Source organism: Pseudomonas sp. C9-3 (genome assembly GCF_032392015.1).
GTDB lineage: Bacteria > Pseudomonadota > Gammaproteobacteria > Pseudomonadales > Pseudomonadaceae > Pseudomonas > Pseudomonas nitroreducens.
Genome location: NZ_CP135919.1, coordinates 5,410,894 through 5,434,792 on the forward strand (window position 1 = coordinate 5,410,894; position 23,899 = coordinate 5,434,792).

Consider the following 23,899-nt stretch of genomic DNA (forward strand, 5'->3'; position numbering starts at 1 on the left):
GGCCTGACGGATCTGTTCGGCGGAGAGTTCTTGGGACATGAAGGCGCGGACTGGAAAGTTGACGGGGCGCACAGTTTACCCAGAGCAACGCATTCTGGAACTGCCGTTTTAGACTGAACTTTCATCGGCTGCTGTGTCGGAACCTTTACACCCAAGCGGAAGAAATGGGAGACACGCCATGAGCAAGACACTCAAAGGCAAGACCGTCGCCATCCTGGTCACCGATGGTTTCGAACAGGTCGAACTGACCGGCCCGCGCGAGGCGCTAGAGGAGGCCGGCGCCAAGGTGAAGATCCTCTCCGACAGCACCGACAAGGTACGCGGCTGGAACCACGACAAGCCGGCGGACAACTTCAAGGTCGACGGCACCTTCGAGACCGCCCGCGTCGATGACTATGACGCGGTGCTGCTACCCGGCGGCGTGATCAACGCCGACCAGATCCGCAACCTGCCCAAGGCCCAGGAAATCGTGCAGAAGGCCAGCGAGGCCGGCAAACCCATCGCCGTGATCTGCCACGGCGCCTGGTTGCTCGTCTCCGCCGGCCTGGTGAAGGGCAAGACGCTGACCAGCTGGAACTCGCTCAAGGACGACATCAACAACGCCGGCGGCCACTGGGTAGACCGCCAGGTGGTCAAGGACGGGCATCTGATCAGCAGCCGCAAGCCCGACGATATTCCCGCTTTCAACAAACAACTGATCGAAACCCTCGCCGCCTGATCCGATCAAAAGCGCGTGCGCCCTGCTCCGGCGGCGCACGCTGCTGCGCTATAATCCCGCTCTTTTGCCGGAGCCTTCCCCATGACCCTGCCCAGCCTGCGTCTGAAAGCCAACGCCGAGCGCCGCCTGCGCGCCGGCCACCTGTGGGTCTACAGCAACGAGGTGGACGTCGCCGCCACCCCGCTGAACGGCTTCGGCGCCGGCGAACAGGCCATCCTCGAAATGGCCAACGGCAAGCCGCTGGGCATCGTCGCGATGAGCCCGAACAACCTCATCTGCGCCCGTCTGATTTCCCGCGATACCAAGCACGTTCTCGACAAATCGCTACTGGTTCACCGCCTGAACGTCGCCCTGAGCCTGCGCGATCGCCTGTTCGACAAGCCCTTCTACCGCCTCGTCTACGGTGACTCCGACCTGCTGCCGGGCCTGGTGGTAGACCGTTTCGGCGACGTACTGGTAGTCCAGCTCGCCTCGGCGACCATGGAGAAGCACCGCGACGACGTACTCGCCGCCCTGCTGCAGGTGCTCAAGCCCAGCGCCGTGCTGTGGAAGAACGACTCCAGCGCCCGCGATGCCGAAGGTCTTGAGCGCTACGTCGAGAACGCCTACGGCGAAGTCCCCGAATGGGTCGCCCTGGAAGAGAACGGCGTGAAGTTCGAAGCTCCGGTGCTCGCCGGCCAGAAGACCGGCTGGTTCTACGACCACCGCATGAACCGCGCCCGCCTGCAGCCCTATGTACAAGGCAAGCGCGTACTGGACCTGTTCAGCTACATCGGCGGCTGGGGCATCCAGGCCGCGGCCTTCGGCGCCAGCGAAGTGATGTGCGTCGACGCCTCCGGCTTCGCCCTGGATGGCGTGGAACGCAACGCCACCCTCAACGGCCTGGCCGAGAAAGTCGCCTGCGTGGAAGGTGACGTATTCGACGCCCTGCGCGAGCTGAAGGCCGCCGACGAGCGCTTCGACGTGATCGTTGCCGACCCGCCCGCCTTCATCAAGCGCAAGAAGGACCTGAAGAACGGCGAGGCCGCCTACCGCCGCCTCAACGAACAGGCCATGCGCCTGCTGTCCAAGGACGGCGTGCTGGTCAGCGCCTCCTGCTCGATGCACCTGCCCGAAGACGACCTGCAGAACATCCTGCTGGGTAGCGCCCGCCACCTGGACCGCAACATCCAGTTGCTCGAGCGCGGCGGCCAGGGCCCGGACCATCCGGTTCACCTGGCGATCCCGGAAACCCGCTACATCAAGAGCCTGACCGTGCGCCTGCTGCCTAACGGCTAAGACGGTACAGCACGAAAACGGGGCGCCTCCTCTCGGGATGCGCCCCGTTTTTCGTTTCAACGGCGGATGGCGGATAACGCTTGGAGCGTTATGCGCCCTACGAGATAAGGTCCCTCACCCCCTTCACTTCACCGGCATCAGCGAATCCGCCTCGCTGATCACCGCCTTGCCGGTGCTGCGCTGGAACAGGCAAAGCTCGCGCCCCTGCTTGCCCTTCATGTGCGCCTGCGGACTCTTCTTTTCAGGGTATAGGCCTCCAATCATCAGCGCCGTGTAGCCCACGCTGTCGTCGAACAGCACCGGCGCGCCCAGTACCTTCTTGTTCTGCAGATGGCTCAGCGCCAGGCAGGCTTCGCGCTGCTGCTTGTCCTGCGCTTGCCAGGCCGCATCGGACGAGGCCTGCACGCTGCCAACGAAGAGCGCAGCCAGTAGGGCGACGGGGAGGATTCTCATGGGGTTGCTCCTTCAACGAACGGGATCGAAAAGCGTCAATGGCCATTCTGACCACGCCAGCGCGGCGAAAGTCTATGGCCCGCGCCGACCGCCAGCCTTTCCCTGGCGGCAAGGCCCGGCGTAGAATCCGGCTCATTCCTGCCATTTATCCCCCGGCGGGCCTGTGAGCCCCGGCCGAGCAGGCGGTGACCCCGCCAAGCCCCGCGCCGACCTCGCCCATGCAAGGCCATCTGCTGTTTGCATCCGGTGCGTACCGCGCTCACGATACGACTTAGAGTCTGCTCAAGGTCTCGCCGGCCAGCGCCATCCGCTGCACGCCGCCGCACAGAAGACCCGGATCGACTCCCACCGTGCACCTGAGCCGCAGGAACCTGTCATGCCCGATTACCGTTCGAAAACCTCCACCCACGGCCGCAACATGGCCGGCGCCCGCGCCCTGTGGCGCGCCACCGGGATGAAGGACGAAGACTTCAAGAAACCGATCATCGCCATCGCCAACTCCTTCACCCAGTTCGTGCCCGGCCACGTGCACCTGAAGGACCTGGGCCAGCTGGTCGCCCGCGAGATCGAAAAACACGGCGGCGTGGCCAAGGAATTCAACACCATCGCCGTGGACGACGGCATCGCCATGGGCCATGACGGCATGCTCTATTCCCTGCCGTCGCGCGAGATCATCGCCGACTCCGTGGAATACATGGTCAACGCCCACTGCGCCGACGCCATCGTCTGCATCTCCAACTGCGACAAGATCACCCCCGGCATGCTGATGGCCGCCCTGCGCCTGAACATCCCAGTGGTGTTCGTCTCCGGCGGCCCGATGGAAGCCGGCAAGACCAAGCTGGCCAACCACGGCCTGGACCTGGTGGACGCCATGGTCGTCGCCGCCGACGACTCCTGCTCCGACGAGAAAGTCGCCGAGTACGAGCGCAGCGCCTGCCCGACCTGCGGCTCCTGCTCCGGCATGTTCACCGCCAACTCGATGAACTGCCTGACCGAAGCCCTGGGCCTGTCCCTGCCGGGCAACGGTTCGACCCTGGCCACCCACGCCGACCGCGAGCAGCTGTTCCTGCGCGCCGGCCGCCTGGCCGTCGAGTTGTGCCAGCGCTACTACGGCGAAGGCGACGAGTCCGTGCTGCCGCGTAATGTCGCCAGCTTCAAGGCGTTCGAAAACGCCATGACCCTGGACATCGCCATGGGCGGTTCGACCAACACCATCCTGCACCTGCTGGCCGCTGCCCAGGAGGCGGAGATCGCCTTCGACCTGCGCGACATCGATCGCCTGTCGCGCAAGGTGCCGCAGCTGTGCAAGGTCGCGCCGAACATCCAGAAGTACCACATGGAAGACGTGCACCGCGCCGGCGGTATCTTCTCCATCCTCGGTGAACTGGCCCGTGGCGGCCTGCTGCACACCGACGTGCCGACCGTGCACAGCCCGAGCATGGCCGACGCCATCGCCGAGTGGGACATCACCCAGACCCAGGACGAGAAGGTCCACACCTTCTTCAAGGCCGGCCCCGCTGGCATCCCGACCCAGGTGGCGTTCAGCCAGAGCACCCGCTGGGACACCCTGGATGACGACCGCGCCGAAGGCTGCATTCGCAGTGTCGAGCACGCCTATTCCCAGGAAGGTGGCCTGGCCGTGCTGTACGGCAACATCGCCCTCGACGGCTGCGTGGTGAAGACCGCTGGCGTGGACGAGTCCATCCACGTGTTCGAAGGCCGCGCGAAGATCTTCGAAAGCCAGGACGGCGCCGTGAAGGGCATCCTCGCCGATGAAGTGAAGCCGGGCGACATCGTGATCATCCGCTACGAAGGCCCGAAAGGCGGCCCGGGCATGCAGGAAATGCTGTACCCGACCAGCTACCTGAAGTCCAAGGGCCTGGGCAAGGACTGCGCCCTGCTCACCGACGGTCGCTTCTCCGGCGGCACCTCCGGCCTGTCCATCGGCCACGCCTCGCCGGAAGCTGCCGCAGGCGGCGCCATCGGCCTGGTGCAGGACGGCGACAAGGTGCTGATCGACATCCCCAACCGCAGCATCAACCTGCTGGTGAGCGATGAAGAACTGGCCACCCGCCGCGCCGAGCAGGACAAGAAGGGCTGGAAGCCGGCGCTGCCGCGCGCGCGCAAGGTGAGCACTGCGCTGAAAGCCTACGCCCTGCTCGCCACCAGCGCCGACAAGGGCGCGGTGCGCGACAAGGCCCTGCTGGACGGTTGAGTCTGGTAGTGACATGAAAAAGCCCGGCGAATGCCGGGCTTTTTTATTGATGTGGCGCGGTGGCTTATGACTTGGTTGCCGAGACCTTAGGACAGTCGCCCGAGCCGGGTTTGAGGCCGCGATCCGCATTGCAGATGGTACCTTTCTCCTCCCAAGCGACCGAGCTCTCCCCCTGGGTCTTGGTAGGAGTGAGCTCTATCTTGAGTGCATTTCCATCCGCGTCCGTGGCTGCAGTCGAGGCTTTTATCACACCCTTTTCCACCGCATAGTCGCCGGTAATGTTGGACGTCGCGGTAAAGCTCTTCGGAATCCCGTAATCACCCGCCTTGCAGTCGTCTGCCTTGCCCGTTTCGGAGATACAAAGGCTCACCGCAGTTTTGACGGCGGACAGCTCTGCCTTGGCTGCAGCAGCCCTTGAGCGAGACGAATAATCCGAATACAGCGGCAAGGAAACCGAAGCCAGAATCCCGATGATCGCGACCACGATCATCAACTCGATCAGGGTGAAACCTTGTTGTTTAACCATCTGCGTGTCCCTCTGATTGCGCCGGATACCCGAATGGCTCCGGATGCATTCCAGTGAAGCCACGCCAACGGGTTAAAACATTCAGAGACGTCCGCACAGCCGGTTGAAAATTCGGCGCTTTTTCGCGGAGAGAACACTTCCGAGGTGCCACTGCACAGGCGCGCCGTAGGAATGAAGACTTCCCCATTCATCCCTCCTTGCCTCATGGCACTGTGCGATCCCGCTCAGGGCCAGTAAAATCGCGCTCTTTTTTCCCGGACCGCCGCCCATGAGCTCCCTCGAGAACCCGTCCGCCGCCAACGACCAGCCCGACCTGGTCTACGGCCTGGAAGACCGCCCCGCCCTGCCCATCGCCCTGCTCGCGGCGCTGCAGCACCTGCTGGCGATCATCGTGCCGATCGTCACCCCCGGCCTGCTGATCTGCCAGGCGCTGGGCGTGTCGCCGCGCGACACCAACCTGATCGTGTCGATGTCGCTGGTGATCTCCGGCATCGCCACCTTCGTCCAGTGCAAGCGCTTCGGACCGTTCGGCGCGGGGCTGTTGATCGTCCAGGGCACCAGCTTCAACTTCGTCGGCCCGCTGATCGCCGGCGGGGCGCTGATGGTGAAGAACGGCACGCCGGTGGAAGCGGTGATGGCGGCGATCTTCGGCGTGGTCATGGCCGGCTCCTTCGTCGAAATGGGCGTATCGCGCATCCTGCCCTTCGTGAAGCGCCTGATCACCCCGCTGGTCACGGGCATCGTGGTGCTGATGATCGGCCTCACCCTGATCAAGGTCGGCCTGATCAGCATGGGCGGCGGCTTCTCCGCCATGGCCAACGGCACCTTCGCCAATGGCGAAAACCTGATGCTGTCGGGCCTGGTGCTGGCGATCATCGTCATCCTCAACCGCATCCCGGTGGTGTGGATGCGCAGCGGCGCCATCGTCATCGCCCTGGCCGTGGGCTACGCGCTGGCCGGCTACCTGGGGCGCCTGGACTTCACCGGCATGCACGAAGCGCCGGCCTTCCAGGTCCCGGTGCCGCTGCACTTCGGCCTGGGCTTCTCCTGGAGCCTGTTCATCCCGATGCTGGTGATCTACCTGGTCACCTCGCTGGAAGCCATCGGCGACGTCACCGCCACCAGCAAGATCTCCAAGCAGCCGGTGGAAGGCCCGCTGTGGATGCAGCGCATCAAGGGCGGCGTGCTGGTGAACGGCGCCAACTCGCTGCTGGCCGGCCTGTTCAACACCTTCCCCAGCTCGGTGTTCGCGCAGAACAACGGCGTGATCCAGCTGACTGGCGTCGCCAGCCGCCACGTCGGCCTGTGGATCGCCGCGATGCTCATCGTGCTAGGCCTGTTCCCCAGCGTCGCCGGGGTGATCCAGGCCGTGCCGGAACCGGTGCTCGGCGGCGCGGTAATGGTGATGTTCGGCGCGGTTGCCGCCTCGGGCATCAACATCCTCGCCGGCACCCATCTGGACCGCCGCGCGCTGCTGATCATCGCCGTCAGCCTGGCGCTGGGCCTGGGCATTTCGCAGGTGCCGGAGTTCCTCGCGCACATGCCCCACGCGATCCGCAACGTGCTGGAATCCGGCGTCGCCACCGGCGGCATCTGCGCGCTGCTGCTGAACTGGTTCCTGCCCGAGTCCGACGCCGCCAAGGCCTCGCACAACGGCTGATCCGCCACGACGCCACCTTCGGGTGGCGTCGTCGTTTATGCTCCCTGGCATGAACACTTCCCTGCGCATCGGCGTCATCGCCGACACCCACGGCCTGCTGCGCCCCGAAGCGCTGGCGGCGCTGCGCGGCTGCGAGCGCATCCTGCACCTGGGCGATATCGGCCCCGCCTCGCTGCTCGATCAACTCCGCGAGCTCGCCCCGCTGGACGTGGTGCGCGGCAACAACGATACCGACGACTGGGCTGGTGCGTTGCCGGAGACCTTGCTGCTGGAGCTGGGCGGGTTGCGGCTTTACCTGATCCACGACCTCAAGCAACTGGCCATCGATCCGGCGGACGAAGGCATCGACGTGGTGCTGGCGGGGCATTCGCACAAGCCCCTGAATGAGGTGCGCGATGGGGTTCTCTATCTGAATCCGGGAAGCGCAGGGCCGCGGCGGTTCAAGCTGCCGATTGCGCTGGCGATTCTGGAGATCGTCGACGGGCAACCCAGGGTGGAGATGGTTTCGCTCGCCTGAGAGCGTTCGCGAGGCCGCATCCGTTCCCTACGGAAAACGGCATTCCCCACATCCATGTGGGTCACAAGCTCGCTCCGAACGGTGCAATGTCGTAGGGCGCATAACGCGCCAGCGTTATCCGCCGCACTTTAGCCGGCGCATAACCTGTTCCAGGTTATGCGCCCTACGGACTCACATGAGCCCGCACGCGGTGCTCTTCGCAGGAGCGAGCTTGCTCGCGAACTGCCGCCGCACCGTACCTAAGGCTCCAGCAACTGGGTGGCCAACTGCGCCACCGCCTCCTGCCGCTCGGTCTTCTCGCTGCGCCGCTTGCCATTGAGGCCCGACCACTCCGGATGCGCCCGCGCCTTGCGCAGGGCATCGGGTAGCTTGCCCTCGCGCCATTGCTTGTCCTCCGGCGATTGCAGGTGGATTGCCTCCACCGCCGCATGCCCGCGAGTCTGCAAGGCCGCCAGCAGTTGCCGCTGCCGCAGCGCCAGCAGACGCAGCACGCTGTCGTCCACCGACAACTCGCGGCTGCCCTTGAGCTTGCCCAGCAGGCGCTGGCCGTAATGGCCGACGGTCTGCCAGGCACCGCCGGCGAGGGCGCCCAGCGCAGTCGCCGCACCCAGTGTCAGGCCGCCCACCAGCAGATCGATCCCCGCTCCCGCCGCCGCACCGGCCGCGACGCCACCGCCGAGGCGAATGCCCAGTTGGCGCAGGGTTTCCGGGTTGAACAGATCATCGCCCCAGCGGCCGTCCATCAACGGCAGGTCAGCCGCGCGGGCGTCGTCCTTGCGGAAGGCGTAGAGGCTGAGCAGCGCCTTCACGCAGCTGTCTTCGCGCTTGCGTACCTGGTTGCGCAGCGTTTCGGTGGCGGCGCGCATGGCGGCATCGCCTGCCGGCACCAGTTGGCGGCAGGCGGCGACATCCACCAGCAATTCGGCGATCAACCGCGCACCGGCCTCGCGGCGGGCGACAGCTTGTGCTTCGTGATCGGCCACCAGTCGATCCAGTTGCGGGCGCGCACGCTCCATCAACAGAGCAAGGCTTTCGTAGAGGCGGCGCTCACCGTCCAGCGGCGGCGCCACGCTGTCGAAGCGCACCAGCGCGTGCAGGCCGAGACGGGACAGCGCCTCGCGCCACTGCTCTTCGCGGTGCTGCGGGCTGGCGACGAAATTGAGCACCGGGAGCAACGGCCGGGCGCAGGCGGCCAGTACCGCCAGTTCGTCGCGGTACTTGGCCAGTACCGGCTCGCGGGCGTCGATCACGTAGAGGCCGGCGTCGGAGGCGAGCAACTGGCGCAGCACCTTGGCTTCCTGCTCGAAACGGCCGCGGGCTTCGCTACCGTCGAGGAAACGACGGAGTTTCTCCGGGCCATCCAGGCGCTCGCCGGGGCGCTCAAGGCCGTCGAGGAAATCGCGCAGGGCGATGGCGTCTTCCAGGCCCGGCGTGTCGTACAGCTCCAGCAGCGGCTCACCATCGACCGACAGACGTGCGCCTTCCACATGCCGCGTGGTACTGGGGCGATGCGAGACTTCGCCGAAGCCCACATCACGGGTCAGGGTCCGCAGCAGCGAGGTCTTGCCGACGTTGGTGTGGCCGACCACGGCCAGTTTCAGCGCATCAGTCATGCCCAGTCTCCAGCCAACCCAGCGGGGATGCCGAGGTGTGAGGCAAATTCAGCCGCTCGATGCCGGCGTGCCAATCGCCCAGGCGCTCGGCGTCCAGCGCTTCGCCCGGCGGCGCCTGCAGCAGCCAGACGCGAGTGGCGGCGGCGCAACGCGACAGTTCGGCGATCAACGCCAGGGTGCCGCGATCCGGCGAGCGGCGCGGGTCGCAGGCGATCACCAGGCGCGCTGGCGGGTAGCGCGTCAGTTGCTCCAGCAGGCGGCGGCGCTGGGCACCGTCGTCGAGGTCGCCGGCATTGGCAATCCCTGCCGGCAGCTTCGGCGGCCAGTTGGGTCGGTCCAGCAGTTCGATGGAGACCAGCAGCGCGCCATCGGCGGTGGACGCCGGCAACTGCGCTTGTGGCTCGACCAGCTCATCCGGTGCGGCATCGCTGACACCCAGCCGTTCGCTGGCGGGCATCAGGCGTTCGCGCAGCAGGGCGTAGCCGGGCAGCGAGACATCCAGCGCCAGCTGCGCGCGCCCGCGCTTCCAGCGCCACAGGCAGAGCAGCCAGAGCGCGCCGCGCAGCAGCACGCCATACACCAGCAGGATGCCCACCAGCCAACCGGCCCAGGCATGGCGCGCGTTTTCGCTGGCCACCAGGGCATCGCCACTGGCACGCACCAGGTCGGAGTCGGGCTGCGGGAAGCCGAGCAGGGACGGCAGCGCACCCAGACCGTGGGTCAGCGCAATGAAGGTATCGCCACCGAGGATGGTGGTCTCCCAGACGAAGCCGTAGCGCCGCGTCGCCAGCAGCGCCAGCATCACGCCCAGCGCGCTGCTCAGCGCGACGAACCACAGGCCGTGGACCAGCAGGCCGAGCGCCCAGCGGGTCAGCTTCTGGCGATCCAACAGCACCAGCAACGCCGGCGCCAGCTGCGCCGCATGGGCATCGCGGGCGAGCTTGCCGCTCAGCCACAGCCACAGGCGCCCAAGCGCGCCGGCCGCCTCACCGCCGGCGAAGAAGGCCAGCGTCCAGCCAACGAGGGTAATGAGGTGCAGCCCGAGCAGACTGGCCAAAGCCCAGAACACGTTGACCGGGCGCTGTCCGTCGCCCAGCGCGGCGAAGGCCAGGCCGCCGCCGGTGAACAGCGCCAGCGCCAGCAGCAGGTAGATCGACAGGCGCGCACCCTGGCTCCAGGTGCGCAAGGCGGCGCGCTGGCCATCGCGCTCGGCCAGCAGCAGCGCGCGGTGCTGAAGGCGCTGTGCGAGGTCGCCACCGCCAACGATGGCGCGGCGATTGGCCTCGCTGTCTTCCAGGGGACCGACCTGTTCCTCGCGCAGGCGCACGGCCTCGCACAGCCACAGGGATTGGAGGGCGGACTCGCTCACGGGTTCTCCGACAATCGGTATTCGCCAGCAAGGATAACCGCTGCTCGCCGTGGCGTCCCGGCGCCGCCGGTAACACCCTGCATCGTCAACCAAACCAAGGAGGGGCTCTCGCCAGGCGCGGGCGGGCTCAGACTCAGCCGATAGCACTGCCCCTATAAAAACAACAATGAGGCCTCGCCATGCTGCGCTCGCTGCTCAGTGCCTTGCCCCTGCTGCTCGCCGCCACCACCGCGGCGGCCGTGGAAACACCGCCGGTACGCCCTTCCGACTGGGGCCCGGACACCCCGCTGATGCAGGCCGTGCCGCCGCGCCAGCTGGACGCCAGTGTCAGCGCCCGGCAGTCCGCCAGCAATACCTCGCAACTGTGGATCAGCCAGACCGACTTCCGCCTGCACGACGACATCGGCTTCTTCATCCGCAAGATGCTGATCCAGATGAGCCCGGTGGCCGGCGCGGGCACGCCGCTGATGCTCGACGACCCGAAGTCCATGGTCGCGCACATCCAGGCCGGGGACATCTTTGTCGCCGACGCCACCCTCGCCAGCCTGCTCAACGAAGAGCTGCGCAATGCCAATGCGCCTGTGCGCAACCTGAAACTCAGCACCCGCGCCGATGGCCAGGAAGTCCACGGCGAACTGCTGCGCAAGGGGCGCTGGCGGCCACTGCGGATGGTCACCGGGATCGAGCAGGCCGGGCCGCTGAAGGTGGCGCTGGTGCCGCAGCGGATCTACGTCGACAACGTGGATGTCACGCCCTCGCTGAGCGCCGCGTCCATCGAGATGTCCGAGGTGCTGCAACTGCACACCGCGCACATGCAGCTGATCGGCAACCGCATCCTGGTCGACCTCGACGGCCTGTTCCCGCCGCCGCGCCTGGACTTCGCCGTGCGCAGCCTGAAGCTCGCCGACGGCGGCATGGACCTGCTGCTGGGCAGCGAGTTGGCCGAGCTGAAATGGCCGCGCCTCAAGGCACCGAAAAGTTACATGTTCATCGAGGGCGGCGACATCAAAATGGCGCGGACCATCCTGGTGAAGGCCTACGCGCTGTTCACCAGCCTCAGCCCCGATGCCCCGCTGCTGTTCAACCTCTACGACTACCGGCGCCAGCTGCAGTACGGCGAAATCCGCCTGCGCGAGGACGGCATGGTGCATATCGCCGTCTCGCCGGTGAAGGCGCCCGCCCCGGAGGAGAAAGCCCTATGAGAACCCTCCTCGCTTCCTTGCTCCTGCTGGCGTTTGCCGGCAACGCCGCCGCCGAGAGCGCCATCGACAAGCAGCAGCGCGAACTGGGCGTGCTGCGCCAGGGCTGGTTCCAGCAGACGCCGCCGGCAGCGGACTTCAAGGCCAGCCGGCCGGGCGGCCTGCGCGACTCCGGCCAGGACGGCGTGGGCATCCTGCTGAACAACGTGGACCTCTATTTCCAGGGCGGCATCGGCTTCCACAGCCCGCAGCTCAAAGGCTGGCTGGTGCCGCTCAAGGCCGGCGAGCCCATCGACTTCGACCGCCCGCAGGACATGCGCATCAACGTCTCCGAGGGCGAGGTGATCCTCAGCCCCGAGCAGCTCGCCAACCTGTTCAACCAGCACATCCTCGATTACCCGGAGACGATGCTGCGCGGCTTCCAGCTGAGCGTCGAAGGCGACCGCCTGCTGGTCTCCGGCGAGGTCCAGCCGCTGGGCGTCGGGCCCTGGCTGCCGTTGCGGCTGTCCGGCACGGTGAAGCTCGACGGCGACAACCTCGACTACCAACCCGACAGCGTGAAGGTGCTCGGCGTGCCCAGCTACGGCGCCATGAGCCTGGTCGGCCTGCGCCTGGATTCGCTGGTGACCCTGGAGCGGCCCGGCGCGGTGCTGCAGGACAACGTGATGCACCTGAACTACCACCAGGTCTTCCCGCTGGTGGGCATCGATGGCCGCGTCGAATCCAGCTGGCTGGACGCCAAGGGACTGCACCTGAAGTTCGCGCCCAAGCCCGGCGCCGCTTCGCTGGCCTTCGAGCCGCCGCGCCAGGCCGGGCCGTCCTATATCTGGCTGCAATCGGGGGACCTGAAGATCTTCGAGATCCTCATCACCTACTCGCAAGTGCTGCTCAAGGCCGAGCGGCCCGAGCAGACGCTGTCGTTCAACCTCAAGGACTACCGCAAGGTGCTCTCCACCGGCATCACCCAGGTCAACGAGGACGGCACCTTCTTCATGCGCGTTCCGCCAGCCGCCGGCCCCGCCGAGGGTGAGCGGCTGGTATCCTCTGGCACTGGGAGTTCCCACTGATGTTCAGCACTGGAGTCACGATGTCCGAAGCCCTGCCCCTGGCGATGATCGCCGCCCTTGCCGACAACCGCGTGATCGGCGTCGACAACCGCCTGCCCTGGCACCTGCCGCAGGACCTCAAGCACTTCAAGGCGATGACCCTGGGCAAGCCGGTGATCATGGGCCGCAAGACCTGGGATTCGCTGGGCCGCCCGCTACCGGGCCGGCTGAATATCGTGGTGACCCGCCAGGCCGGGCTGAAGCTGGAAGGCGCGGAAGTCTTCACCAGCCTCGACGCCGCCCTTGAGCGCGCCGCCGAATGGGCGAAGCAGGAAGAGGCCGAGGAACTGATGCTGATCGGCGGGGCGCAGCTGTATGACGAGGCGCTGGAGCGCGCCGAGCGGCTGTACCTGACCCGCGTGGGGTTGAGCCCGGCGGGTGATGCGCACTTCCCCGAAGTGGATGAAGCGCACTGGCATCTGGCTTCGAGCATCGAGCATGACGCCGAGGGCGAGACGCCGGCTTATGCGTTCGAGGTGTGGGAGCGGGCTTGATTGCTCAGCGTATTCAGAGCCCCCTCACCCCAGCCCTCTCCCAGAGGGAGAGGGAGCCGAATGTGCCGAGATGAATTCTGCGTTCCCTGGCCCCTCCGGCTCACTCAAAGCTTTCAAAGCGCACTGAACAGTCCCCTCTCCCTCTGAGCGGGGCGCGCAGCCAGGGTTAGGGTGAGGGAACGCCCAACTCCGAACCCACAAAGAAAAACGCCGCCCCGGGTCACCCGGCGCGGCGTTTTTCATTACCGGCGCATCAGAACACAAAGTGCTCCGCGTCCAGCCCCATCAGACAATCCGCCCCGCCCAGCAGCGCCTCGCGGTGCATGCTGGCGCGCGGCAGGATGCGCTTGATGTAGAACTCCGCGCTGGCGAGCTTGGCGCGGTAGAAGTCCGCGTCGCCCTCGCCGACCGCCAGCTTCGCCTGGGCCACGCCGGCGGCCTGCACCCACAGGCCCGCCAGCAGCACATAGGAGCAGTACTGCAGGAAGTCCACCGAGGTAGCGCCAATTTCCTGCGGGTCGCGCTGGCAGGCGGCGATCACTTCGCTGGTCAGGCTGCGCCATTCCAGCAGGCGTTGGCGCACGGTTTCTGCCAGGCCGGCCAGTTCGGTACGGGCTCCTGCAGTCTCGCAGACAGCCGCCAGCTCGCCGATCAGCGCATTCAACTCCGTACCGCCGTCGCCCAGCAGCTTGCGACGGATCAGGTCGAGCGCCTGGATGCCGTTGGTGCCTTCGTAGATCTGGGTGATGCGGCTATCGCGCATCAGCTGCTCCATGCCCCACTCGCGGATGTAGCCGTGGCCGCCGTAGACCTGCACGCCGAGGCTGGATACCTCCTGGCCGACATCGGTGAAGAACGACTTCACGATGGGGATCAGCAGCGCCGCACGCTTGCTCGCGGCCTTGCGGGCGTCGGCCTCGGGATGGCCGTGCTCCAGGTCCAGCTCCCGTGCGCAGAGTGCGGACACCATCCGGCAGCCCTCGGTCAGGGTCTTCTGGGTCAGCAGCATGCGCCGCACGTCCGGGTGGACAATGATCGGGTCGGCGGCCTTGGACGGCTCCGCCGCACCGGTCAGCGCCCGCGATTGCAGGCGCTCGCGGGCATAGGCCAGCGCGCCCTGGCAGGAGCGCTCGGCGATACCCAGTCCCTGCAGGCCGACCTGGAAGCGCGCGTCGTTCATCATGGTGAACATGCAGGCCAGCCCCTGGTTGGCCTGGCCGATCAGCCAGCCGGTGGCGCCGTCGAAGTTCATCACGCAGGTGGACGCGCCCTTGATGCCCATCTTGTGTTCGATGGCACCGCAGCTCAGGGCGTTGCGCGCGCCCGGCGTGCCGTCGGGGTTGGCGATGAACTTGGGCACGAGGAACAGGCTGATGCCCTTCACCCCGGCCGGCGCATCCGGTAGGCGCGCCAGCACCAGGTGGACGATGTTCTCCGACAGGTCCTGTTCGCCGCCGCTGATGAAGATCTTGCTGCCGCTGACGCTGTAGGAGCCGTCAGCCTGCGGCTCGGCGCGGGTGCGCAGCAGCGCGAGGTCGGTACCGGCCTGCGGCTCGGTGAGGCACATGGTGCCGCTCCACACGCCACTGACCATCTTCGCCAGGTAGTCGCGCTGAAGCTCCGGCGCGCCGTGCTTGTACAGCGCCAGCACAGCGCCCTCGGTCAGCCCGGAATAGACGCGGAAGGACAGCGAGGCGGCCATCAGCATCTCGTGGAAACTGGCCGAGACCATCTGCGGGAAGCCCTGGCCGCCGAACTCGGTCGGCCCGGTCATGCTCGCCCAGCCGTTGTCGCAGTACTGCTTGTACGCGTCGCGGAAGCCGTCCGGCGTGGTGACTTCGCCATTGAGCAAGGTCGCACCCTGCTCGTCGCTGTTACGGTTCAGCGGTGCGACCACTTCGCCGGTGTAACGCGCGCCTTCTTCCAGCACGCCGTCGATCAGCTCGCGGTCGAGGCCGTTGCCCAGCAGCTCACAGTGGGCGCTGACGTCGAACAGTTCGTGGAGGACGAAGCGCATGTCGCGCAAGGGTGCCTGGTAACTCATGTTCAATGCTCCTGTTTGACGTCAGCGAAGCGACCATTGGCGGCGGCCAGGCGCTCGATCAGCGCGGCCGGCTGCCAGTGCGCGCCGTGCTCGCCAGCCAGGTCGCGCAGGCGCGCCAGCACGCTCTGCAGGCCCTGGGCATCGGCCCAGGCCATTGGGCCGGACTTGTCCTTGGGGAAGCCATAACCATTGAGGTAAACGGTGTCGATGTCGGCGCTGGTGGAGGCGATGCCTTCGTCGAGGATCTTCGCGCCTTCGTTGACCAGGGCCAGCAGGCAGCGCTCGAGGATTTCCTCGGCACCGATATCGCGGCGGGAGTAACCCAGGCGCTCGGATTCGCGCACCACCAGGGCGTCGACTTCCGGGTCATGCTCGGCCTGGCGGCTGCCCGGCTCGTAGTGATAGAAGCCGTTGCCGCTCTTCTGGCCGAAACGGCCCATCTCGCACAGGCGGTTATCCACCTGCACGGTCGGCGCGTCCTGGCCCTTGCCGGCCAACTCGCGGGCGCGCCATTCGAGGTCGATACCGACCACATCGAACATGCGGAACGGCCCCATGGCGAAACCGAAGCTTTGGATCGCCGCGTCCACCTGGTGCGGCAGCGAGCCTTCGAGGATCAACCGGCGCGACTCCTGGACGTACTTCTCCAGCATGCGGTTGCCGATGAAGCCGTGGCAGTTGCCGGCCACCACGCTGACCTTGCCCATGCGCTCGCCCAGTTCCAGCGCGGCTTCGAGCACGGCGGGCGCAGTCTTCGCACCGCGCACGATCTCCAGCAGCTTCATGATGTGCGCCGGGCTGAAGAAGTGCAGGCCGAGCACCTGCGACGGCCGCGAGGTCACGGCGGCGATGGCGTCGACGTCCAGGTAGGAGGTGTTGGAGGCCAGGATCGCCGAGGGTTTCAGCGCCGCGTCCAGCTCGCGGAAGATCGACTGCTTGAGTTCGAGGTTCTCGTATACCGCCTCGATCACCAGGTCCACTTCGCGGATCGCCGCGTAGTTCGCCACCTGGGAGATACGCGCACGGCGGCGAGCTGCCTCGGCCTCGTCGATGCGGCCCTGGCGGACGTTGTGGGCGTAGGTGTCGGCCACGGCGCCGAGGGCCTGGGTCAGCATCTGCGGGTTGTTGTCCAGCCACAGGACCTGCACGCCGGCGTTCGCCAGGCACATGGCAATGCCCCGGCCCATGGTGCCCGCGCCGATGACGGCGGCGCTGGCGATGCGGATGTTCTGGCTCATGTTGTTCCTCTTGTCAGCCTGAAACGCTCGTTTGAAGACCACTCACCTTAGGGAAGGCGGTACTATTTTTGAAATTTTGAGTTGTGATAAGTGGCATTCAGCCGATGAATATGAATACGTTCGACCTCAACCTGCTGCGGGTGCTGGACGCGCTGCTGCGCGAGCGCAACGTCTCGCGCGCGGCTGAGCGCCTGTCACTGAGCCAGCCCGCGGTGAGCAACGCGCTGAACCGCCTGCGCGAGCTGCTCGATGATCCGCTGCTGGTGCGTGTCGGCCGGGCGATGCAGCCGACGCCCCGGGCGCTGGAGCTGGAAGCGCCGATCCGCGATGCGCTGCAGCGCATCGGCCAGAGCCTGGCCGGCGGCGACACCTTCGACCCCGCGCGCAGCCGCCAGCGCTTCACGATGGCGTTGACCGACTATGTGGAAGCGCTGTGCATGCCGCACCTGCTCGAAAGTCTGGGCAGCGCGGCGCCGGGCATGGGCCTGAGCATCCAGCACCTGACACCGACGCTACCGGCGGAGGCGCTGGACAAGGGCAATCTTGATCTGGTGCTGGGGCGCTTCGAAGAGTTGCCGGCGCGCTTCCAGCGTCGGCCGTGGGCGAGTGAAACACTGCGCCTGCTGGCCCGGCGCGGGCATCCGCAGGTGAATGGCGGGATCGATCTGCAGACCTTCCTCGGTCAGCGGCACCTGTGGGTTTCCGGCGGGCAGACCAAGGGCATGGTCGACCAGTGGCTGGCCAGCCAGGGACTCAAGCGGGAGATCGCCTACACCACGCCCAACTACCTGCAGGCGGCGCATCTGGTGGCCAGCACCGATCTGCTGACGGTGCTGCCAACGCGGCTCGCCACCTATTTCGCGGAACTGCTGCCGTTGCAGGTGCTGGAGCTGCCGTTCGATGTGGGGCAGTTCCACCTGGAGCTGGTGTACCTCGCCCAGCGCGAGCGGGATGCGGCGTTGCAGTGGTTGGTCGAGCGGATCATCGAGGCGGCGCCGGATTGAGGGCGGGGCACGCAAATGTGAACCTTGCGCTCGGGGGCTACCCTCACCCCCGCCCTCTCCCAGAGGGAGAGGGAGCTGTCCGCACCGGCTGATGGCACGGTCACAGCCGGCACGCTCCAGTCCCCTCTCCCTCTGGGAGAGGGTTAGGGTGAGGGAAGACACAGGCTCGGAGGCGGGCGGTGTGCAGAAGAAAGCAGAAACGCGCCCGGAGGCGCGTTTTGTGGGGATCAGAAGCGATCGCGAACGATCGTCTCTTCCAGCGGCAGGCGACCGATGCGCGGCTTGGCTTCCACCGCCTGTTTACCGACGGCGATCATCAGGCCGATGGCATGGCTGGCCGGCAGGTTGATCAGCTTGCCCACGGCGTCGAAGTCGAAACCGACCATGGGCACGCTGTCGAGGCCACGGCCACGGGCCGCGAGCATCAGGGTCTGGGCCACCAGGCCGCAGCTGCGCATGGCTTCGTCGCGCTGGGTCTGCGGTTTGCCTCTGTAGTAGCCGTCGATGGCGCCGACCATGTAGTTCTTCACTTCGACCGGGGCGCCGTCCCACACGCGCTCGGCGTTCTGCTCCCAGCTATCGACCTGCGCACAGACGATCACCAGCATCGAAGCCTCGGTCATCTGCACCTGGTCCCAGCCCGCCGCGCGGATCTGCGCGCGCAGTTGCGGGTCACTGACTTCCACCAGGCGCACGTGCTGCAGGTTGAAGGAAGTGGGCGCGAGCAGCGCCTGTTGCAGCAGGTCGTCCTTCTCTTCACGGCTCATCACGTAGGAAGTGTCGAAACCGCGGATGGAACGGCGGCTGCGGATGGCGTCTTCGATCAGCATGGAAAATCCTCTGGCTGGCATGGGCGGGAATGGCGCGCATGGTAAGCCGAGAGGCGGCCGCGTTGCAGAGCGGCATATCGATAATGTCTATCCGATGCCTCGATAGAACGAGGCCCGCCAGGACCGGCGGGCTCCGACGCGAGGGTCAGCTCTCCAGCGCTTCCACCGGCGCAGCCGTGGTTTGGCGCTGCTTGGGCGAGGTGAAGGTCAGATAGCCGTCTTCGACCTTGCCGAAACGCAGCAGGGCCAGGTCCAGCGCGTAGTTCTGGTAGAGCTTCCACGGCGTGCGGTCGCCCTGCTTGGGCATGCGGTCGGCGGCACGCTGGATATAGCCGGAGTTGAGGTTGAGGAAGGGTTCTTCCTTCACCGACCCATCGGTCTGGCGCGGCGTGCACTGGCGCATGCCGATGGCGTCCAGATGGTTGATCAGGCGGCAGAAGTACTCGCTGGACAGGTCGGCCTTGAGCGTCCAGCTCGCATTGGTGTAGCCGACGATGGCGGCGAGGTTGGGCAGGTCGCGCAGCATGATGCCGCGGTAGCCCATGCTCTGGGTGACCTCGAAGGGCTTGCCGTCGATGGCCAGTTCGGCACCACCGAACATCACCAGGTCCAGCCCGGTGGCGGTGACGATGACGTCCGCCTCCAGCACCTGCCCGGACTTCAGCACGATGCCCTTCTCGCTGAAGCGCTCGATATGGTCGGTGACCACGGAGGCGCGGCCCTGGCGCAGCGCTTTGAACAGGTCGCCGTCCGGCACACAGCACACGCGCTCGTCCCACGGCTTGTAGCGCGGGCTGAAGTGGCGCATGTCGAAGTCCTTGCCCAGCTGCAGGTTGGCCAGCTTGAGCATCAACTTGCGCACCGCGCCGGGGAACATTTTGGAGGCCATGAAGAAGATCATCTGCATGGTCACGTTGCGCGCCCGCGCCTGGCGATACACCCATTTCTCCGGCAGGAAATTGCGCAGGAAGTTGGAGATCGGGTCCTTCGCCGGCAGGGTGATCACGTAGGACGGCGAGCGCTGCAGCATGGTGACGTGGGCGGCCTTGTCGGTCAGCGAGGGGATCAGCGTGACGGCGGTGGCACCGCTGCCGATCACCACGATGCGCTTGCCGCTGTAGTCGAAATTCTCCGGCCACAGTTGCGGGTGGATGACCTGCCCGCCAAAGCTTTCTCGGCCCGGGAAGTCCGGGGTGTAGCCGGCGTCGTAGCGGTAGTAGCCGGTGCACATGAAGAGGAATTGCGCACTCATGCGCACGGGCTCCACTTCATCGCCGCGCTGCACGCTGAGGTTCCAGCGCGCGGTGTTGCTGTCCCAGTCGGCCTTGAGCACGCGATGGCGGTAGCGCACCTTGTCCTCGACGCGGTACTCGCGGGCGGTTTCGCGGATGTAGTTGAGGATCGACGGGCCGTCGGCGATGGCCTTGGGATCGGTCCAGGGCTTGAAGTTGTACCCCAGGGTGTACATGTCCGAGTCGGAGCGAATGCCCGGGTAGCGAAACAGGTCCCAGGTGCCACCCATGGCCTCGCGGCCTTCGAGGATGGCGTAGGACTTGCCGGGGCATTGCTTCTGCAGGTGACAGGCGGCGCCAATGCCGGACAGGCCGGCGCCGATGATCAGTACATCCAGGTGCTCGACGGACATGCTTGGGGCTCCTCGGCCGTTAGGCAGGCAGTGCCTGGTGAGTCTAGGAGGAATTTCCTCCCCTCACCCTACAAGCAGCCCGGGCGGCATCACGCCGACCTTTAGTCGTGCGTGGCGCCGCCGAATTCAGCCGTTCAGAGCTGCGCCTGTACCCAGTCGCGCACCTGGGCGTAGGGGTAGTCTTCCAGCGTGGCGTAGCCCGGCAATCCACGCGCGCGCATGCGGGTGAAGGCCGGCACGCTGATGCCACAGAGGAAGCGCGTGATGCAGTCGGCGCTGGGCGCGGTGCCTCGGGCACTGCGGTACTTCTCCAGGAAGGCGTCGCATCGGCTGTGCAGCGACTGGCCATCCAGAGCTGGCAGTGGGGGCGGCTCAGGCAGGCGGGCGACATGGCCGGCGCACACCGAACAGTGACCACACTGGCGCGGCGCCTGCTGGTCGCCGAAGTACTGGGCGAGGCGCCAGCTCAGGCAGTCCGAGCTGCCCAGCAGATCGAGCATGGCGCCGATGCGGGCGATCTCGCTTTCCTCGTGGCGCTTGAAGTAACCGTGCAGCTCCTCGCTCAACTTATCCACAACGAAGGAGGCGTCGCGCACCGAGCACACCTCGGTCATCTGCTTGCTCTCCAGCTCCACCCAGCCGCGCTCCTGGAAGTAATCCAGCGCCTTCACCACCCGTGAGCGCTCGGCGCCATGGCGGCTGTAGAGCGTGTCGAAATCCAGGGTCGCCCAGGTTCGCGCGCGGGCCGAAGTGGTGAGGATGGCTTCGACGAACTGCCGCCGCTCGCCCTCAAAGTGGCTCAGCAGTGCGGAGGAATCGATCAGCAGCTTGTAGCGATATTCGGCGAAATAGGCGAAGCGTGGCGCGATGATGCCGCGCAGCTCCAGCTGCACCAGCAGCGTCTTGAGTGGCAGCTGGCGGATGTTCGACTGGTCCGACAGCGGCACCAGCATGGTTTCCCACTGACCATTCGGCGCCTGGCGGATGTCCTCCAGAACGTTGCGGATGCCCTCACGCTCGGGTGTGTCACCGTAGACGAAGTTCTCCAGCACGTTGAGGCTGTCGCGGTTGGCCAGCACCAGGCATTCCGAGCGCTGACCGTCGCGCCCGGCGCGGCCGATTTCCTGGCTGTAGTTCTCCAGCGACTTGGGCAGGTCGTAGTGCACCACCTGGCGGATGTCACTCTTGTCGATGCCCATGCCAAAGGCGATGGTGGCAACGATGCAGTTCAGCCGGCCTTCCATGAAGCGGCGCTGGATGCCCTCGCGCTCCGGGTGTTCCATCCCGGCGTGGTAGGCACATGCGGGAATACCGCGCTCGGCCAGATGCGCGGCGATCTCCTCGGCGGTCTTTTGCTGGGTGACGTAGACGATGGCCGGCTTGCCCGGACGCTCGCGCAACCATTCCACCAGCCGGGCACGGCGAGCGGCGCTGGAGATCGGCTCCACCTGCAATTCCAGGTTTGCGCGGTAGAAGCCGGTTGTGACCACGTCGCTCTCGGCGATGGCGAACTTGCTGCGCATGTCGGCGATCACCGCGGGCGTCGCCGTGGCAGTGAGCAGCAGCACCTGGGGAATGCGGAACTGCTTCTGGTAGTCCGGCAGCTTCAGGTAATCGGGGCGGAAGTTGTGGCCCCACTCCGAGATGCAGTGCGCCTCGTCCACCACCAGCAGGGAAATCGGCACCTCACTGATGAAGTGGCGGAAGCGCTCGTTCTTCAGGCGCTCGACCGAAATCATCAGCACCTTCAGCTCGCCGCTACGCGCGCGGGCCATGGTCTGCGCAGTCTGCTCGCGGCTCTGCGCCGAATCGATGCTCGCGGCGGCGATGCCGTGGCGGGCGAGGAAGGCGAGCTGGTCCTGCATCAGCGCCAGCAGCGGCGAGACCACCAGTGTCAGGTGCGGCAGCAGCAGCGCCGGCAACTGGTAGCACAGCGACTTGCCCGAGCCGGTGGGGAAGATCGCGGCAGCCGAACGCCCGGCCAGCACAGCACTGACCGCCGCCTCCTGACCGGGGCGGAACTGGCGGAAACCGAAGACGCGTTCGAGGGTGTCGTGCATTAGGGAGTACTCCATTACCTATCATGCGAAACCCATGCTAGGGACATGGATTGTAGGAGCGAGCTTGCTCGCGAAAAGCCCAACTCCGGTTCGCGAGGCCGAATCCGTTCCCTACGGCTGACGGCATTCCCCACATCCCTGTGGGTCACAAGCTCGCTCCTATGAAGAGCACCTCGGAGCAGGACCGTTCCCAGGCACCAATGAAAAAGCCGCCCGAAGGCGGCCCTTTCCAGAACGGGCTCGCTTACAGCTGCGGGCCGGCGTTCTTGATGGCGTCGCTCACGTCGAACTTCTTGAAGTTCTCGATGAACTTGCTGGCCAGGCCCTTGGCGGCTTCGTCGTAGGCAGCCTTGTCTTCCCAGGTGTTGCGCGGGTTGAGCAGGTTGGTCTCGACGCCCGGAACGACTTTCGGTACGTCCAGGTTGATGATGTCCAAGTGCTCGGTCTCGGCACCGATCAGAGCGCCGCTCTGGATGGCAGCGATCACGCCACGGGTAGTCGGGATGTTGAAGCGCTTGCCGACGCCGTAGCCACCGCCGGTCCAGCCGGTGTTGACCAGGTAGACCTTGGAACCGAAGGCCTGGATGCGCTTGATCAGCAGTTCGGCGTAAACACCGGCCGGGCGCGGGAAGAAGGGTGCGCCGAAGCAGGTGGAGAAGGTCGACTTGATGCCGCCGCCCGAACCCATTTCGGTGGAACCCACCAGCGCGGTGTAGCCGGACAGGAAGTGATAGGCCGCCTGCTCGTTGTTCAGGATCGACACTGGCGGCAGAACGCCGGTCAGGTCGCAGGTCAGGAAGATCACGGCATTGGGCTCGCCGCCGAGGTTCTTTTCGGAACGCTTCTCGACGTTTTCCAGCGGGTAGGCCGCGCGGGAGTTCTGGGTCAGGCTGTCATCGGCGTAGTTCGGGGTGCGGTTTTCGTCGAGGACGACGTTTTCCAGCACCGCGCCGAACTTGATGGCTTTCCAGATGACCGGCTCGTTCTTCTCGGACAGGTCGATGCACTTGGCGTAGCAGCCGCCTTCGATGTTGAAGACAACGCCTTCGCCCCAACCGTGCTCGTCGTCGCCGATCAGGTAGCGGCTTTCGTCGGCGGACAGGGTGGTCTTGCCGGTGCCGGACAGGCCGAAGAACAGGGTCACGTCGCCGGCTTCACCGATGTTGGCGGCGCAGTGCATCGGCAGCACGTCTTTTTCCGGCAGCAGGTAGTTCTGCACGCCGAACATGGCCTTCTTCATTTCACCGGCGTAGCGCATGCCGGCGATCAGCACTTTCTTCTGCGCGAAGTTGAGGATCACGCAGCCATCGGAGTTGGTGCCGTCACGCTCGGGCACGCACTCGAAGTTGGCGACGTTGAGCACCTGCCATTCTTCGCGGCCGGCCGGGTTGTACTGCTCGGGCTCGATGAACAGCGCGCGGCCGAACAGGTTCTGCCAGGCAGTGGCGGTGGTCATCTTGACGGCCAGGTAGTGATCCGCGGCGGAACCTACATGAACGTGGGAGACGAAGTGTTCCTGGGCGTTATTGAACGCCTGGACACGGTCCCACAGGGCATCGAACTTGTCGGCCGGGAACGGACGGTTGATGGCGCCCCATGCGATGGAATCCTTGCTGCCCGGCTCTTCGACGATGAAACGGTCGGCAGGCGAGCGGCCGGTGCGGTGGCCGGTTTTCACGACCAGCGAGCCGTTGTCGGCGAGTTCGCCTTCGCCGCGGCGAATGGCTTCTTCAACCAGTTGGGCAACGCTGATATCGGTGTAAACGGCTTTGTTGGCTTGCGTCATGTGGGTCCCCGTCGGCCGAAGCCGAGTCCTCCAAACATTGCGTAGTGACTTCTGATTCCCACTACCGCGGAAAAAAGTCGCGGGATTATGCCAGAAAAGAACTGTTCTCGTGCAGCCTCTGATCCGGCGATAGCGCCATTGGTT

At 66.0% G+C, this 23,899-nt stretch carries 19 protein-coding genes; 9 read left to right on the forward strand and 10 right to left on the reverse strand.

Annotated elements, in window-relative coordinates; translation table 11 throughout:
• The first annotated feature begins 178 nt into the window (after positions 1–178).
• Together RS899_RS24790 and RS899_RS24795 are read left to right on the forward strand one after the other, a co-directional pair.
• Positions 179–718 (forward strand): type 1 glutamine amidotransferase domain-containing protein, encoded by a 540-nt coding sequence (locus RS899_RS24790; RefSeq protein WP_315808306.1) that lies wholly within the window; start codon positions 179–181, stop codon positions 716–718.
• Between the two features lie 81 nt (positions 719–799).
• A complete protein-coding gene (locus RS899_RS24795; RefSeq protein ID WP_315808307.1) occupies positions 800–1,996 on the forward strand; it encodes a class I SAM-dependent rRNA methyltransferase in 1,197 nt (398 codons plus the stop codon).
• A 123-nt stretch (positions 1,997–2,119) separates the two neighbouring features.
• On the opposite strand, the gene RS899_RS24800 is transcribed toward RS899_RS24795, so the two are convergent.
• Positions 2,120–2,449 (reverse strand): hypothetical protein, encoded by a 330-nt coding sequence (locus RS899_RS24800; protein WP_054908070.1) that lies wholly within the window; start codon positions 2,447–2,449, stop codon positions 2,120–2,122.
• 376 nt (positions 2,450–2,825) lie between these two features.
• On the opposite strand from RS899_RS24800, the gene ilvD reads away from it, so the two are divergent.
• Positions 2,826–4,664 (forward strand): dihydroxy-acid dehydratase, encoded by a 1,839-nt coding sequence (gene ilvD / locus RS899_RS24805; protein WP_233297494.1) that lies wholly within the window; start codon positions 2,826–2,828, stop codon positions 4,662–4,664.
• A 64-nt stretch (positions 4,665–4,728) separates the two neighbouring features.
• Here the strand turns inward: ilvD and RS899_RS24810 are convergent, their stop codons facing one another.
• The gene (locus RS899_RS24810) at positions 4,729–5,190 is read right to left on the reverse strand and encodes a pilin (RefSeq protein WP_315808308.1); all 462 of its coding nucleotides are present in this window, start codon (positions 5,188–5,190) and stop codon (positions 4,729–4,731) included.
• A 268-nt stretch (positions 5,191–5,458) separates the two neighbouring features.
• Between RS899_RS24810 and RS899_RS24815 the strand changes: the two genes are divergently transcribed.
• On the forward strand, positions 5,459–6,850 hold the full coding sequence (locus RS899_RS24815; protein WP_233297495.1) for a nucleobase:cation symporter-2 family protein: 1,392 nt from the start codon (positions 5,459–5,461) through the stop codon (positions 6,848–6,850).
• 49 nt (positions 6,851–6,899) lie between these two features.
• Positions 6,900–7,367, forward strand: a complete 468-nt coding sequence (locus tag RS899_RS24820) for a metallophosphoesterase family protein (RefSeq protein WP_315808309.1) — start codon at positions 6,900–6,902, stop codon at positions 7,365–7,367.
• A 239-nt stretch (positions 7,368–7,606) separates the two neighbouring features.
• Here the strand turns inward: RS899_RS24820 and RS899_RS24825 are convergent, their stop codons facing one another.
• Both RS899_RS24825 and RS899_RS24830 read right to left on the reverse strand, forming a co-directional pair.
• Entirely contained in the window at positions 7,607–8,980 is a 1,374-nt protein-coding gene (locus RS899_RS24825) for a GTPase/DUF3482 domain-containing protein (RefSeq protein ID WP_315808310.1), read from the reverse strand.
• On the reverse strand, positions 8,973–10,349 hold the full coding sequence (locus RS899_RS24830; protein ID WP_315808311.1) for a DUF2868 domain-containing protein: 1,377 nt from the start codon (positions 10,347–10,349) through the stop codon (positions 8,973–8,975). The genes RS899_RS24825 and RS899_RS24830 overlap by 8 nt, the downstream gene beginning before the upstream one ends.
• Positions 10,350–10,528: 179 nt before the next feature.
• Here RS899_RS24830 and RS899_RS24835 point away from each other — a divergent pair, with 179 nt between their 5' ends.
• Genes RS899_RS24835 through RS899_RS24845 form a run of 3 tightly spaced genes read left to right on the forward strand, consistent with a single transcriptional unit; the run spans position 10,529 to position 13,148 of the window.
• The gene (locus tag RS899_RS24835; RefSeq protein ID WP_315808312.1) at positions 10,529–11,551 is read left to right on the forward strand and encodes a hypothetical protein; all 1,023 of its coding nucleotides are present in this window, start codon (positions 10,529–10,531) and stop codon (positions 11,549–11,551) included.
• Positions 11,548–12,615 (forward strand): hypothetical protein, encoded by a 1,068-nt coding sequence (locus tag RS899_RS24840; RefSeq protein ID WP_315808313.1) that lies wholly within the window; start codon positions 11,548–11,550, stop codon positions 12,613–12,615. Before RS899_RS24835 ends, RS899_RS24840 begins: the two co-directional genes overlap by 4 nt.
• A gap of 20 nt (positions 12,616–12,635) precedes the next feature.
• Positions 12,636–13,148 (forward strand): dihydrofolate reductase, encoded by a 513-nt coding sequence (locus RS899_RS24845; RefSeq protein ID WP_315808314.1) that lies wholly within the window; start codon positions 12,636–12,638, stop codon positions 13,146–13,148.
• 253 nt (positions 13,149–13,401) lie between these two features.
• On the opposite strand, the gene RS899_RS24850 is transcribed toward RS899_RS24845, so the two are convergent.
• Positions 13,402–15,192, reverse strand: coding sequence for an acyl-CoA dehydrogenase C-terminal domain-containing protein (locus RS899_RS24850; protein ID WP_315808315.1), 1,791 nt, complete (start codon positions 15,190–15,192; stop codon positions 13,402–13,404).
• Positions 15,193–15,194: 2 nt separating this feature from the next.
• The gene (locus tag RS899_RS24855; protein ID WP_024762197.1) at positions 15,195–16,430 is read right to left on the reverse strand and encodes a 3-hydroxyacyl-CoA dehydrogenase; all 1,236 of its coding nucleotides are present in this window, start codon (positions 16,428–16,430) and stop codon (positions 15,195–15,197) included.
• Positions 16,431–16,534: 104 nt separating this feature from the next.
• On the opposite strand from RS899_RS24855, the gene RS899_RS24860 reads away from it, so the two are divergent.
• Complete coding sequence (locus tag RS899_RS24860; RefSeq protein ID WP_054908080.1) at positions 16,535–17,434, forward strand: LysR family transcriptional regulator; 900 nt, start codon at positions 16,535–16,537, stop codon at positions 17,432–17,434.
• Between the two features lie 227 nt (positions 17,435–17,661).
• On the opposite strand, the gene RS899_RS24865 is transcribed toward RS899_RS24860, so the two are convergent.
• From RS899_RS24865 to RS899_RS24880, 4 genes are all read right to left on the reverse strand, one after another.
• Entirely contained in the window at positions 17,662–18,264 is a 603-nt protein-coding gene (locus RS899_RS24865; protein WP_054908081.1) for a nitroreductase family protein, read from the reverse strand.
• A gap of 145 nt (positions 18,265–18,409) precedes the next feature.
• Positions 18,410–19,909: an NAD(P)/FAD-dependent oxidoreductase gene (locus RS899_RS24870; protein ID WP_315808316.1), complete on the reverse strand. Its 1,500-nt coding sequence runs from the start codon at positions 19,907–19,909 to the stop codon at positions 18,410–18,412.
• A 134-nt stretch (positions 19,910–20,043) separates the two neighbouring features.
• Positions 20,044–21,969: an ATP-dependent DNA helicase RecQ gene (locus RS899_RS24875; protein WP_315808317.1), complete on the reverse strand. Its 1,926-nt coding sequence runs from the start codon at positions 21,967–21,969 to the stop codon at positions 20,044–20,046.
• 244 nt (positions 21,970–22,213) lie between these two features.
• Positions 22,214–23,755: a phosphoenolpyruvate carboxykinase gene (locus tag RS899_RS24880; protein ID WP_054908084.1), complete on the reverse strand. Its 1,542-nt coding sequence runs from the start codon at positions 23,753–23,755 to the stop codon at positions 22,214–22,216.
• Positions 23,756–23,899: the final 144 nt, after the last annotated feature.